Source organism: Actinopolymorpha sp. NPDC004070 (assembly GCF_040610475.1).
Taxonomy (GTDB): domain Bacteria; phylum Actinomycetota; class Actinomycetes; order Propionibacteriales; family Actinopolymorphaceae; genus Actinopolymorpha.
The window spans coordinates 39,636-52,999 of the sequence record NZ_JBEXMJ010000013.1; the positions used below are offsets into that span (position 1 = coordinate 39,636).

Annotated in this window: 14 protein-coding genes; 8 read left to right on the forward strand and 6 right to left on the reverse strand. The window is 69.9% G+C overall.

What is annotated here, in order from left to right; genetic code table 11:
* The first annotated feature begins 27 nt into the window (after positions 1–27).
* From ABZV93_RS22640 to ABZV93_RS22655, 4 genes are all read left to right on the forward strand, one after another.
* On the forward strand, positions 28–630 hold the full coding sequence (locus ABZV93_RS22640) for a methyltransferase domain-containing protein (protein ID WP_354939344.1): 603 nt from the start codon (positions 28–30) through the stop codon (positions 628–630).
* A 137-nt stretch (positions 631–767) separates the two neighbouring features.
* Entirely contained in the window at positions 768–1,178 is a 411-nt protein-coding gene (locus tag ABZV93_RS22645) for a hypothetical protein (protein ID WP_354939346.1), read from the forward strand.
* A gap of 91 nt (positions 1,179–1,269) precedes the next feature.
* Entirely contained in the window at positions 1,270–2,832 is a 1,563-nt protein-coding gene (locus ABZV93_RS22650) for a multicopper oxidase family protein (RefSeq protein WP_354939348.1), read from the forward strand.
* A gap of 331 nt (positions 2,833–3,163) precedes the next feature.
* Positions 3,164–4,087 carry a cation diffusion facilitator family transporter gene (locus ABZV93_RS22655; protein ID WP_354939350.1) on the forward strand — a complete coding sequence of 308 codons (924 nt, stop codon included), beginning with the start codon at positions 3,164–3,166 and terminating at the stop codon, positions 4,085–4,087.
* 87 nt (positions 4,088–4,174) lie between these two features.
* Here the strand turns inward: ABZV93_RS22655 and ABZV93_RS22660 are convergent, their stop codons facing one another.
* From ABZV93_RS22660 to senA, 3 genes are all read right to left on the reverse strand, one after another.
* Positions 4,175–5,614, reverse strand: coding sequence for an MFS transporter (locus tag ABZV93_RS22660; RefSeq protein ID WP_354939352.1), 1,440 nt, complete (start codon positions 5,612–5,614; stop codon positions 4,175–4,177).
* Between the two features lie 330 nt (positions 5,615–5,944).
* Positions 5,945–6,934 (reverse strand): selenoneine biosynthesis selenosugar synthase SenB, encoded by a 990-nt coding sequence (senB, locus tag ABZV93_RS22665; RefSeq protein ID WP_354939354.1) that lies wholly within the window; start codon positions 6,932–6,934, stop codon positions 5,945–5,947.
* 16 nt (positions 6,935–6,950) lie between these two features.
* The gene (gene senA / locus ABZV93_RS22670) at positions 6,951–8,303 is read right to left on the reverse strand and encodes a selenoneine synthase SenA (RefSeq protein WP_354939355.1); all 1,353 of its coding nucleotides are present in this window, start codon (positions 8,301–8,303) and stop codon (positions 6,951–6,953) included.
* 117 nt (positions 8,304–8,420) lie between these two features.
* Here senA and selD point away from each other — a divergent pair, with 117 nt between their 5' ends.
* Together selD and ABZV93_RS22680 are read left to right on the forward strand one after the other, a co-directional pair.
* Positions 8,421–9,458 carry a selenide, water dikinase SelD gene (selD, locus tag ABZV93_RS22675; protein WP_354939357.1) on the forward strand — a complete coding sequence of 346 codons (1,038 nt, stop codon included), beginning with the start codon at positions 8,421–8,423 and terminating at the stop codon, positions 9,456–9,458.
* A gap of 163 nt (positions 9,459–9,621) precedes the next feature.
* Complete coding sequence (locus tag ABZV93_RS22680; RefSeq protein ID WP_354939359.1) at positions 9,622–10,617, forward strand: permease; 996 nt, start codon at positions 9,622–9,624, stop codon at positions 10,615–10,617.
* Between the two features lie 10 nt (positions 10,618–10,627).
* Here ABZV93_RS22680 and ABZV93_RS22685 read toward each other — a convergent pair whose 3' ends face one another.
* From ABZV93_RS22685 to ABZV93_RS22695, 3 genes are read right to left on the reverse strand one after another with little or no spacing between them, the layout of a single operon-like run.
* The gene (locus ABZV93_RS22685; RefSeq protein ID WP_354939361.1) at positions 10,628–10,912 is read right to left on the reverse strand and encodes a class I SAM-dependent methyltransferase; all 285 of its coding nucleotides are present in this window, start codon (positions 10,910–10,912) and stop codon (positions 10,628–10,630) included.
* Between the two features lie 58 nt (positions 10,913–10,970).
* A complete protein-coding gene (locus tag ABZV93_RS22690; protein ID WP_354939363.1) occupies positions 10,971–11,540 on the reverse strand; it encodes an amino acid transporter in 570 nt (189 codons plus the stop codon).
* A complete protein-coding gene (locus ABZV93_RS22695) occupies positions 11,501–12,229 on the reverse strand; it encodes a TetR/AcrR family transcriptional regulator (RefSeq protein ID WP_354939365.1) in 729 nt (242 codons plus the stop codon). Before ABZV93_RS22695 ends, ABZV93_RS22690 begins: the two co-directional genes overlap by 40 nt.
* 91 nt (positions 12,230–12,320) lie before the next feature.
* On the opposite strand from ABZV93_RS22695, the gene ABZV93_RS22700 reads away from it, so the two are divergent.
* Both ABZV93_RS22700 and ABZV93_RS22705 read left to right on the forward strand, forming a co-directional pair.
* Entirely contained in the window at positions 12,321–12,740 is a 420-nt protein-coding gene (locus tag ABZV93_RS22700) for a DoxX family protein (RefSeq protein WP_354939367.1), read from the forward strand.
* Between the two features lie 31 nt (positions 12,741–12,771).
* Positions 12,772–13,242, forward strand: coding sequence for an NUDIX domain-containing protein (locus ABZV93_RS22705; RefSeq protein ID WP_354939369.1), 471 nt, complete (start codon positions 12,772–12,774; stop codon positions 13,240–13,242).
* The last annotated feature ends 122 nt before the right edge of the window (positions 13,243–13,364 follow it).

Below are 13,364 nucleotides of genomic sequence, written 5' to 3' on the forward strand. Positions count from 1 at the left end.
GGGCCGCTGTTGTGATGGGCTCTGGACGTGAACGATCTGCTGATACGCATCGTGGATCCGGCGTTCGGACATCCACGGGGAATCCTCGGCCGGCTCGGCGGCCGCCTGATGGCACGCGGCAACGCCGAGCAGGAACGATGGGCGGTCGACTCCGGTGATCTGAAACCGGGCGAACACGTCCTGGTCGTCGGCCACGGCCCAGGCGTGGGTCTGGTGCTCGCGGCACGCGCGGTGGGGCCGACCGGGCACGTGGTCGGTGTCGACCCGTCCGAGACGATGCGCCGCATGGCTGCGGAACGCTGCGCGGCCGAGATCCCGAACGGCACCGTCGAGATTCGCGACGGAACCGCCGAGGTCACCGGCGCCGAGCCGGCGAGTCTCGATGTCGTCATCTCGGTAAACAACGTGATGCTCTGGCAGCTTGCCGACGGATTCGCCGAGATCGCACGGGTGCTGCGGCCCGGTGGACGGCTCGTCCTCACTGTCCATCGGCACGTCCTCGGCCGACCGCCGGAGGATCTGCAGCGGGCGGCGGAGGAAGCGGGCTTCCACGAGGTGGCACTCAACCTGCGTCCTCGCCGAAGGAACAGCCCCGCCGTGGAACTGACCGCGCAGAAGCCCGCTGCCTGATCCGGCAGGGTGCGCGGTCCTCCTGGTGCGTAAGGACATTTCGCGCTGACACGGAGTCCGCGATGACGGTCAGGCGTACGTCGCTGTCAGGCTCGTGAGTTACCGTGAAGCGCGAACGGCCGGCACGAGGAGCGGTGATGATCAACAGGTCGGGGCAGGCCGTCATGCGGCTGCTCGTCCTCGGCCTGCTCACGCTCGGGGTCATGGGCATGCACACGCTCGGGCACCCCTCCTCCCACCACGCGCCGGCCGACGCGGCAATGGCCATGGGCGGAGAAGCTCCGTCGATCACGCCAGGCATGCATCTCCTGGCGCCGTCCCACCAACCGGGCGCGCCCGGTATGGCCCTGAACCCGCTGTCGGTCTGCCTGGGCGTACTCACGGCGCTCGGCCTGGCCATCGCCCTCCGCCTGGTGTGGCTTCGCCGGGTCAGGGGTACGGCGGCGCGGCGATCGCTCGCAGTGGGAGTCGGCGGGTCCGCGACACGCGGACCACCCGGGTGGCCTGTCGGCCTTCACCTCGCCGACCTGTCGGTGCAGCCGATCTAGGAACGCCATCCCGGTCGCGACGCCTCGTCGCGCCCGGACTTCGGCGTACTCCCACACTGCTGCACTTCCACGATCGTGAGGTAACACCGCCATGCGTCCAGTTGATCGACGCTCCCTTCTTCGCGCCACCCTTGCCACCGCCGGCGCCGGCCTGCTCGCCTCCTGCGGTGACGGCGACACCTCGGCCGGATCCATGGACCACGAGTCGATGGGCCACGGCTCCATGGGTCACGACTCTGCTGCCACTCCCACCGCACATCCCTCCGGACGCCTGCCGGCGGGATTCGTCGACCCGAACGGCCCGCAGGTCCGGGCAGCCGAGGCGGCCCGCAAGCCGGGCAGGATCCGCGACGTACGACTGACCGCCACCGCCGGCGAGATCGACCTCGGTGGCAAGACCGTCACCACGTGCACCTACGGCGGACAGCTTCCGGGCAGGCCGATCAGGGTCAGGGCGGGCGAGGTGGTCCGCGCACGGCTGACCAACCAGCTCCCCGACGACACCACCGTGCACTGGCACGGTCTCTCCCTGCGCAACAACGCCGACGGCGTACCCGGAGTCACCCAGAAGAACGTCCCCGCAGGGAAGGAGCTCACCTACGAGTTCACCGCTGCCAACCCTGGCACGTACTGGTTCCATCCCCACACCGGCCCGCAACTGGACCGCGGTCTGTACGCACCACTGATCGTCGACGACCCGAACGAACCGCTCGCCTACGACGACGAGTGGATCGTCGTCCTCGACGACTGGCTGGACGGCGTCACCGGCACCCCCGACGAGGTTCTTGCCGAACTCCGCCGCGGGATGGGTGGTGGCATGAGTGGCGACGCCGGTCACATGATGATGGGCGCCACGAGTCCGTTGCTCGGTGGCGATGCGGGTGACGTCCGCTATCCCCACTTCCTTGTCAACGGCAGGTTGCCCAGCGCCCCGGCGACCTACCGCGGCAAGCCGGGGACCCGACTGCGGATCCGGTTCGTCAACGCCTCCGGGGACACCGCGTTCCGGGTCGCCCTCGGCGGGCATCGCATGACGGTCACCCACACCGACGGGTACGCCGTGAAGCCGGTGCAGACCGATGCTCTCCTGCTGGGCATGGGCGAACGCTACGACGTCCTCGTCACCCTCGAGTCCGGCGTCTTCCCGCTGGCCGCCCTGGCCGAGGGGAAGAAGGCCGCCGCACTCGCGGTCGTACGTACGGGCTCGGGCTCGGCTCCGAGTGCACGCACGCGTCCACGGGAACTCGACGGCCACGTGGTCTCCTACCGCGAACTGCGGCCTGCCGAGGGTGTGCGGCTCGCCAACCGTGCCCCGGACCGTACGCGGACGTTCAGGCTGACGGGCTCGATGATGAAGTACGACTGGGCCTTCGACGGAAAGCCCTACGCCCTGTCACAGGTCACCCCGGTGCGGGCCGGCGAACGCGTACGGCTCAACTTCGTCAACACGACCACCATGTGGCACCCGATCCACCTGCACGGGCACACGTTCGCCCTCGGCAACGGGCTGCGCAAGGACACCGCGATCGTGCTGCCCCACAGAACACTCACGGTCGACTTCGACGCCGACAACCCAGGAATCTGGATGGTGCACTGCCACAACGTCTACCACGCGGAGGCCGGCATGATGACGCTGCTCGGCTATCGGGCGTAGGGGCACACCGACCGGAAATGCCCGGGCCGCGACGGACCACCCCGAGCGGTCGCGGCCCGTTCCGCCCGAGGATGCTCGCCGGTGCGCTCAGCCGAGTCACGGTGACAGGCTTGCTGCACACGATTCGCGCTTGCGCAGGCATGGCTGTTCGAGGGGTGCTGCAATCGGATTCGGGTGTGATTCTTGTCAGGTGACCTCAGCTCCCACCAGCAACCACGGGCATGGGCATGGGCATGGGCATGGGCACGGCCACGCGCACGGACACGGGTCTCGATCGTGGCTCGCCAGGCTCCGGCATGTCGTCACACCCCACAGTCATGACAGCGCCGACGTGGTCGACGGCGCACTGGAGTCCAGCAAGCGAGGCATGCGTGCCCTGTGGATCTCCTTCGCCGCCCTGACGGTCACCGCGCTCGCCCAGGCTGTCCTGGTCAGCGTGACCGGTTCGGTGGCTCTGCTGGGCGACACCCTGCACAACGTCGCGGACGCGCTGACCGCGGTCCCCCTCGCGATCGCGTTCCTCCTGGGCCGTCGGGCCGCGACGAGCCGGTTCACCTACGGACTCGGCCGCACCGAGGATCTGGCCGGGCTCGTGGTGGTCCTCGTCATCGCCGTCTCCGCCGGGCTCGCCGCCTGGGAGGCCGTCGACCGGCTGACTCATCCGCGGCAGGTCACGAACCTGGGCTGGCTCGTTCTGGCCGGCATGGTGGGCTTCGTCGGCAACGAACTCGTCGCCCGCTACCGCATCAAGGTCGGCAAGCAGATCGGTTCGGCCGCGCTGGTCGCCGACGGGCTACATGCCCGCACCGACGGATTCACCAGCCTGGCCGTCCTCCTCTCCGCCGGAGGAGTCGCGGCCGGGTGGTCGTGGACCGACCCGGTGGTGGGCCTGCTGATCGCCGTCGCCATCGTGAGCGTCTTGTGGGGCGCGGCCCGCGAGGTCTTCGGCCGGCTTCTGGACGGAGTGGACCCCGGCCTGGTGCGCCTCGCCGAGCAGGTAGGGGCCGACACTCCCGGCGTCGCGGCGGTGCAGGCCGTACGCCTGCGATGGGTCGGCCATGCCCTTCACGCGGAGATCGACATCGCCGTCGATGCGCGGTTGAGCGTCGTCGACGCCCACCACATCGCCCACGATGCCGAACACCGACTGCTGCACGCGGTGCCTCGCCTTGCCCGCGCCAACATCCACACCAATCCCCTCGGCCCGCAGGGTCGGCTCGCGCACAGCCGCACCGCGCACCACAACCGCGGTTGACAGGCTTCGCACTATTTCCGCTACGGGGTCAGGGCCGGTGACCATGGTTCGGCCACCGGCCCTCGACCTGGCGAACGCGCCTGTCGGTCAGGCGGCGACCTTCTCGGCCGGCTCGGCGTCCGTCGCGGCCCCGGCTCGCCTGCTCCGGATGGTGACGACAGCGAGCACGGCCCCGAGGAGGGCTACCACTGCCGCCGCCACGAAGGCGGCCGAGAAGCCGTCGGTGAGTGCTGTGAGGTCGCCGATCCTCCCGGCCCCGTTGGCCGTGGCGATGGCGGTGACGACGGCGAGGCCGAGCGCGGAGCCCACCTGGTAACTGACGTTGACGATTCCGGACGCCAGGCCGCCGTCCTCAGGCGGCGCGGCCGAGATCGCGGTGCCCAGCGACGGGATGAACGCGAGGCTCATACCGAGCGCGGCCAGCAGGCTGGCGGGAAGGACGTCGACCCAGAAAGTCCCGTCAGGGCGTACGAACGACAGCCACCCCATCGCGGCGGCAAGCAGCGCGAGACCGGTCACGATCATCGTCCGTACGCCGAAGCGGGCCATCGCCTTGGGCGCGAACACGATCATTCCCAGCATGATCAGTCCGGTCATCGGCAGCAGCGCCGCGCCGGCGGGAAGCTCGCTGTAGCCGAGTACCTGTTGCAAGTAGAGGTTGAGGAAGAACCACATCGGAATCCACGCGGCACCGAGCAGCAGCTGCGCGAGGTTCGCCCCTGCCAGGTTGGGCCGCCGGAAGATGGACAGCCGCATGAGGGGCTCGCGCCGGTTGGCCTGGATCACGACGAACGCGACGAGCAGGACGAGCGCGGCCGCCAGTACGCCGAGGGTCGAGCCGGAGAGCCAGCCCACCTCCGGAGCACGCACGATCCCGTAGACCGCAAGCGCCAGGCCGGCGGTGACCGCGGCCGCGCCAACCACGTCGACGGATCCACCGCGTCCTCCCCCGGCCGGCATGAGTGCCCGGCTCCCGAGGAGGGCGAGGAGAGCCACCGGCGCGTTCACGAAGAAGACCCATGGCCACGAGGCGTACTGCGTGAGCACTCCGCCGAGGAACACCCCCGCCGTACCGCCGGCCGGCGCCGCAGCTCCGTACAGCGCCAGCGCCTTGGTGAGCTCCTTCGGATCGGACCCGAACAACGTGAACAACAACGTGAGCGCGGACGGCGCGATCAGCGCGGATCCAGCGCCCTGCACGGCTCGTGCGGCGAGCTCGACACCGGGGCTGCCGGCCAGGCCGGCCGCCAGCGATCCGACCAGCAGGGTCGCCCAGCCGGCCGCGAAGACCCGACGGGCCCCCAACAGGTCCGACAGCCGGCCACCCAGCAGCAACAACCCGCCGAACGCCACGACGTAGGCGTTGAAGACCCAGGACAGGTTCTCCTGGGTGAAGCCCAGATCAGCCTGGATCCTCGGCAGCGCGACACCGATGATCGACGTGTCCATGATCACCATGAACTGCGCCATGGCGATCAACCCCAGCGCCAGCCCGCGCCGCCGCGCGGGTCTGTGGACGGAACCCATCTCTCCTCCTCGACTCGAAGTGCGTGACCGGGCCATTGATACCATACGGGGGTACCCTATTTGCTTGTTAAGCTGAGTTCGTCCGACTGGAGGGCCGGTCGGTGAGAGTGCGGAACGTCCACCGAGCGAGGCGCGCTGGTCGGCCGGAGAACGACCGGTTCAATGGACGGCGTCGCCTCGGCTACCTATAGGGGGTATGCACGCGGGTTAAGAGCAACGCTCACGGCCGCAGAGTCTTCTGCCGGTCGGTAGCATCGGCGCGTGGATGCCGACCAGGTGCGCGAACTCGCGTCGGGCTTTCCCCTGACCGGAAGCGCGGCGACCTATGGGTCACTCCTGGCTGCGTGTGGCCGCTTCGCCGAACTCGGCCAGAAGTGCGGCCCAGGCGTCCCGCTCCCGCGCTGGTGACGCGAGGTCGGCCAGCCGCCCGCAGTCCCGTAGGAGATCGTCATACAGGCCTTCACGGTTACGTTCGACGCGGTACAGCAGCTCGGCAAGGGCCTCGCCGTCCCCGACCGGGAAATAGCCGGGGTAGTCCGCGCCGAGAATCCCTTCCGTACCAGGGATCTTCGTGGCGACGACCGGCACGCCGGCCGCCAGCGACTCAGAAACCACATTCGCCCCGCCCTCGTGCCGCGAGGGGCAGACCAGCAGGCGGCTGCGGGCCAACAACCGCTGGGCGTCCGGCGGCGGGACTTCACCCAGCCAGGTGTAGCGCGAATTCGTCCGCGACTCCTCCTCGGCCCGGGCTCCGAGTTCGGGCTCGATGACCGCACCGGCGTGTTGAACCCGAATCGTCGAGTCGGCAGGGAGCATACGTACGGCTTCGGCCACCAGGAGCGGATCCTTGACCTGCCGTACGTGCGCGAGAAGGGCGACCGCGAAGTGGGCCTCCTCCAGAGAGGGGGGCGCAGCACTGTCGGGCGGTGGTCGTTCGGCCGACTGCTCGATGACGCGGGCCCGCCCCCGCAGATACTCGGGGATCTGCTCCACCCCGAGCGACTGGAGGACGACCAGCCGGTCGGCCGCGGCCAGGACTCCGGGGTCGACGCCGGTGCTGTCCAGGTCGGGATAGAGGTCGGTGCCGGTGAGCGCGAGCACGATCGGAGTGGCCGGGTGCTCGGCCCGGGCCCGTCGTACGGCATCGGCACTCTTGCGTGCGTGCAAGGCGATCAGCAGGTCGGTCGGGCCGCCATCGTAGGTCTGGGTGACCTCGACCGAATGGCCGAGCTCGCGCAGGATGGCCGCCCAGCGCAGCGCGGTGACGCGGTTGCCGTGGTAGCTGCGCGGCGGAGCCGGGGTGACCAGGCAGATCCGCATCGGTCCCCCCGGCCCGTCAGCTCGCTGAGTCCGCAGAGCCCACGGCCGCGGTCCGGAACCCCGCGAGCACGTCGCGCCGGTCGGGCGTGAAGTAGTTGCGCAGCGTCCCCCGGATGAACCGCGACCGGGTGGCCCAGGCCCCGCCGCGCAGCACCTTGCGGCTGCCGAACCACGGCCAGGAGTTGTCCCGGTAAGGGTCCTGCTCGAAGTTCGGGTACGGCTCGAACGTGGTGGCCGTCCACTCCCACACGTTGCCGACCATCTGTCGGCAGCCGAACGCACTGTCCCCCGCGGGGTAGGCGCCGACGTCGGCGGTGCCGAGCTGCTGCCAGTCCAAGTTGGCGTGCTGGGCCTCCGGCGCCTCGTCTCCCCACGGAAGCCTCCGCTTTCGCGGGGAAAGTCCGCCCGACCCGTCCGGCTGCCCGATCGCCGCGGCCTCCCACTCCGCTTCTGTGGGCAGCCGCCGGCCGGCCCACCGGCAGTATGCCTCGGCCTCGTACCAGCAGACGTGGCTCACCGGCCGGTGCGGCTCCAGGGGTACCCAGCGGTCGAAGTCGCGGCGTTCCCAACCGTTCGCCCCGCGCCGCCAGTAGACCGGAGCGTCCGCTCCGGCGCCACGCCGCCAGGCCCAGCCGTCGTCGCCCCACACCTCCCGTCGCCGGTAGCCGCCTTCGTCAACGAAGGCGGCGTACTCGGCCTGTGTCACCGCCGCCCTGGCCAACACGAACGGTGCGAGGTCGACCGGATGGACCCACTTCTCGTTGTCGTGGACGAACTCCGCGTCCCGATCGGCACCGAGGAGGAACCGACCCCCCGGAATCGAGGCGTCCCCCTCCAGCGGGCCGCCTCCCCCCGGCGCGTCGGGCACCTCGCTCGGTACGGCCGCCCCGGGCAGTGTGGGTGCGGGGTAGCCGAGCGTCTGCCGCGTGTACGTGAGCGCCTCGGTGTGCATGTCGTGGTGGTGCACGGCATACCGGCTGATGTACCGCAGCTGCGCGGTCGCCTCCGGCCGCCCGAGCCGGTCCGCCACCCGCTCGGCGACCTCGTCGATGTAGCCGAGCGTCTCCTTCCGCGACGGAAGCACCAGTGACCAGCGGGTGTCGTGCGGGATGGCGCCGGAATCCCAGATCGCGTCACCGTGGCCGAAGATCGGCGGCTCCGCCAGGGCACGCCGCAGCACGAACGTCTCCATGAACCACGTGATGTGGCCGATCTCCCAGATCAGTGGGTTGATCGTCGGGATCTTCGGCCCGACCATCTGCTCGTCGGACAGGTCGGCGACCAGTTCGGCCAGCCGGCTGCTCGCGTCCCTGACCCAGCCGGCCAGCTCCTCCGCGGTCAACGACCGCGCATCCGTCGTACTGCCCACGAGGCGCTCCTCCGTTCTCTCCGCCAGACAACTCCGTCCGAGGAGGGACACGAGGTCTCGGCCGAACGGCTCTGTCGTGGCTAGGCTGCAGGAGCGAACCTACCGAAGGGGACGGCCATGAACCACCAGCCGAGGCGGCTCACCAGCTACAGCCACCGGGCTGGTTGAGCTGGCAAACTCGCCCCTGGCGAGCTGGCGCAGGTCCTGCGCCACCTGAACGCCGGTCACCCTGACCTGATCGTGGGGACCGAGACAGGCGACGACGCCGCGGTGTGGCGCCTCGACGACAACCGCGCCCTCGTGTCGACCGCCGACTTCATCACACCGATCGTCGACGACGCCCGGGTCTGGGGTCGGATCGCGGCGGTCAACTCGGTGTCCGACGTGTACGCCATGGGTGGCCGCCCGCTGTTCGCGCTCAACCTGGTCTGCTGGAACGCGGCCGAACTCTCCCACGCCCTGCTCGACGAGGTGGTCGCCGGCGCGGCCGAGGTCGCCGAGGAGTGCGGCTTCGTGATCGCCGGCGGTCACACGGTCGACGACCCGCAACCGAAGTTCGGGCTGAGCGTGGTCGGTGAGGTGCATCCCGACCGCGTGCTGCGCAACTCCGGCCTGCGCGCTGACGACGTGCTGGTGCTCACCAAACCCGTGGGTACCGGTGTCATCTCCACGGCGTCCAAGGCCGGCGAGGCGTCCGACGAAGCGGTGGCAGCGATGGTCGCGTCGATGAGCCGTACGAACGCCGACGCCTCGGCCGTGGCGCTGGACGCGGGCGCCGGCGGTTGCACGGACGTGACCGGGTTCGGCCTGCTCGGCCACCTCGGTCAGATGGCGCGGACGTCCGAGGTGGACGTCGACCTCGACACCGCCGCCGTACCGGTGCTTCCCGGCGCGCGCGACCTGGCCGCCGAAGGTCACCTGCCCGGGGGATCCGCGCGCAATCTGGAGTGGATCCGCGACCGGCTGGACCCTGGACGCACCGATGAACTGACCGTGAGCCTGCTCGCCGACGCGCAGACCTCCGGTGGCCTCCTTTTCGGAGTGACGCCAGACGCGGTGCCGAAGGTGCTCGACCGGCTCGAGTCCACCGGCCACACCTGTGCCGTCGTGGGACGCGCCACACCTGGAACAGGACTGCTGCGCCTACGACAGTGAAGGCGGAGAAAACGCCATGAGCGAACACACCAGGGCCGCGGGCAGGGACGCTCGAACTGCGCCACCCTCATCGTCGGCTCTTCCTTCATCACCGTCGTCCACACCGTCGGGGCCATCGGCCAAGAGCATGCTGGTCGGGCTGACCGTATTTGTCGTACTTCTTGTGGGCGCGCTGACGTGGGCCAAGTGGCTGCCGTACGTCCACAAGACGGCCGGGGTTCTCCACAGCGGCAGACTGGACGCCACCTCCTCCATCACCGACGGATCCGGTGCGCCACCGGCACCTTCATGGCATGCGGCCTGGTCCTTCGGGCTGGCGTACTTCAAGTCGGTGTGGATGGCGCTGCTCGCCGCGCTGGTCATCGCCTCGGCGGTGGAGGCGTTCCTGCCGCGGCAGTGGCTGCTCCGCGTGCTCACCAGCGGGCCGCGACGCCTCGGCGGGTCGCTGGCCGGCGGGCTGCTCTCGATGCCCTCGATGATGTGCACCTGTTGCACCGCCCCGGTGACGGCTTCGCTTCGTCGCAGTGGCGTGCCGACCAGTTCGGCCCTGGCGTACTGGATCGGTAACCCCACCCTCAACCCGGCTGTGCTGGTCTTCATGGCGGTCGTACTGCCCCTGCAGTGGGTGGGCGTGCGGATCGTGGCGGGAATCCTTCTCGTCTTCCTCGTCCCGCCGCTGGTCGCGCGGCTGAGCCCGCAGCCGACCGCGGAACCCACCTGGTCGGCGGACGAGGAGACCGACACCAGCGTGACCCCACGTGCGGCACTGGGTCGGTTCGCCCGGACGTTCGGCAGGCTGTCACTCACGCTCGTGCCGGAGTACCTCGTCATCGTTCTGGGACTCGGCGCCGTCCGCGCGTGGATGTTCCCGATCAGCGGGCATCTGGCCGAGTGGGGCGTCCTCGCACTGGTCGTACTCGCCGTTGCCGGGGCGCTGTTCGTCATTCCCACGGCCGGAGAGATCCCGATCATCCAGGGACTCCTCCACGCCGGCCTGGGCGCGGGTCCGGTGGGGGCGCTGCTCGTCACCCTTCCGGCACTGAGTCTCCCGTCGCTTATCATGCTGCGGCGGTCGTTCCCGGCCCGCGTCCTGCTCGCCGTGCTCGGCGCCGTCGTGGTCGTCGGCATCGGGACAGGTCTCGCTCTCTGGGCGTTGTAGCACAGAGGTGTCAAGGCACGGTTGTCAGCTGTCGGTACGACGACGGCCCGGCGGCTCCGTACTCACTGATCGCCAGGTCGAAGCTCGCGTCCGGATAGGGCACCTGCTCGGCGTTGCCATGCAGCAACGGAAAGCTGATCCCGAACTCCTCCTGCATCGCCTGCGCCGCCGCAAGCTGCTTCGCGGAGTTGTCGATCCCTACCGGTCTCCCACCGGCACGGGCGACCCATGACGACACGTACCCGGTGCCGCAGCCCAGCTCGATGACGTCCTTGCCGCGGCGCGCATGCCGCAACCGCTGTGCCGCAGCCGCCTCGCCGAAACCAGGCTTCGTGTCGTCCGGCTCTACGACCTCAGACGAGACCTGCTCGCCAGGGATGGTCCGGCGCGGTGAGAGCGAGCGCGTCGTCCATCCACTGCCGTGCCTGGCGATCCAGCACCGGCAGGGCGGCCGCGCGGTCGGCTTCGTCCTTCGGCCGCGCACCCCTGGCCTTGTAGAACAGCTGGACCTCCGGAACGAGGAACGGCGTTCCGTCCGGAGAACGAAGCCCGAGCGAGGAGATCGGTCGACGGATCCGGCGGTCGCGGCGAGACACCCACTCCTCGCCCTCGGCCTCGTCCAGCATCACCTGGACCCGCCACGGACCGTCCGGGCGTTCGCGGCACCAGATGTCGTGCACCGACTCGGGCAGGGTCTCCCCCGCGGGCCACGGCCGGAGAGTGCCGGGAGGGTCGGCCGCGTGGATGTCCCATCCGCGCAACACCTCGTGCACCTTCTCCTGATCACGGCGCAGGAGAAGTACGTCGACGTCGTCGTGAGAGCGGAACGCACGGCCGAGGAACAACTCGATCGCGTACCCGCCCGCGATCCACCACGGCGTCGTCAACGTGCCGAAGAGCCCGGCGACCTCTCCGACCGACATTGGCTCCCACGGCCCAAGATCTGCACCCATGCGGGCCAGCCTGGCATCAGTGGTGCTCGTTCGTCACGGCGTTTTGAGCGCGTGGCCGACCGCCTGACTCCCAGCACGTGGGCGATCACGTCGTCCACCATGCCGTCCGGGATGGGACGGTGGGCGACGAACCGGCGGTAGAAGAACGGGCTGGTGAGCAGGTCGGTGACCAGCTCCGCATCGAGGTCGTCGGGAAGCTGGCCGCGCGCGCGGGCACGTTCGAGTACGACGAGGACCGGCTCGCGTCGGCGTTCGGTCAGGTCGGCGTGCAGGGCGGCCAGGGCCGGGTCACGTTCGGCGGCGTCGACGAACGCGGCGAGCAGGCGGGGGAACGGCGTTTCCTCCAGCAGCCTGACGAACGCGCCGAGCAGGTGCGCGACATCGGCCTCGACCCGGCCGGTGTCGGGGACCGGGAACGGCTGGAACGTCGCGTCCATGGCGTCGACCAGGAGGGCACCGGCGCTGTCCCAGTGGCGGTACAGCGTGGCCTTGCCGGCGTTCGCGCGCCGGGCCACCGCCTCCATGGTGAAGCCGGGCAGGCCGTGCTCGTCGAGCACCTCCAGGGCGGCGCGCAGGACTCGCTGACGCGCGCCGGCGCCTCGCGAGATCGGCTGCCGCGGATCCTTCGGCTTCGGTGCGGACGGCTTGACCGAAGACATTGCCACACCTCCATCGGACGCGTACCGTCCATCCTAAAGGAACGGATCCGTATCGATACGATCCGGCCGATTCCGGCGGGAGGTTCCTCGAATGAGTCGTACGACAACCGCGTCCCGGCCGGCGGCTCCAGCGCCTTCGGCCCGGCCCCGTTGGCGGGCCGGCCTCTACTGGACGGCCACCGCACTCCTGGTCGGGGAGTGCGCGATCGGCGGCGCGATGGACCTGCTGCGCATGCCGCCGTTCTATCCGGTGATGATCGAGCTCGGGTATCCCAGCTACCTCTCCACGATCATGGGTACGGCGAAGATCGCCGCCGCCGTGGTGCTGGTGGCGCCCCACCTGCCCCGGCTGAAGGAGTGGGCGTACGCCGGAGTCATGATCGACCTGCTCGGCGCCATCGCGTCGACCGTCGCTGCGCACCAGCCGTTGAGCGGCCTGGTCGCGCCGTTCGCGTTCGCCGGCCTGGCCCTGCTGTCGTGGGCACTGCGTCCGCCCACCCGCCGCCTCTGAATCCTGGGCACGTCGAAGCGCGTTGCCTAGCATGGGCCGCGTGCCGCGCGCTGGAGTGATCCTGGTCGAGAACGGAAGCGTCGCCGCGGTCGAGCGGGTTCGATCAGGCAGGCGTTATCACGTGTTGCCGGGCGGTCAGCTCGAATCCGGCGAGGACTACGTGCACGCGGCGGTACGCGAGGCGGCGGAGGAGCTCGGTGTCGAGGTACGCATCACCGGACTGGTCGCCGTCGTGCACTTCCACGGCCGTGAACAGCGCTACTTCCTCGCCCGTTCGGTGGGCGGCACGTTCGGCACCGGCGACGGACCGGAGATGGACAGCCCGGCCGACTCCGCGTCAGGAAGTTACCGTGCGGTGTGGCTGCCCACGGACTCACTGCTCGCCGCGGACCTACGGCCATGCCCCCTTGCCGAACGCATGCAGCAGTCCGCATCCCTGTCGTCCTGGCAGGCGCTCCTGACCGATCCCCTGGTCATCCACGAACCCGCAGCCGACCGGTAGAACGGGCACATGCCGGAGTAGCCACGAAGGGCAGAGAACTCAGTACACGTTGGCGAACGGGCCCGGTAGGCGACGGTGCTCGCCGCCGCGCTCGGCGAGGTCGATCCCCGCTGAGCGCGGAC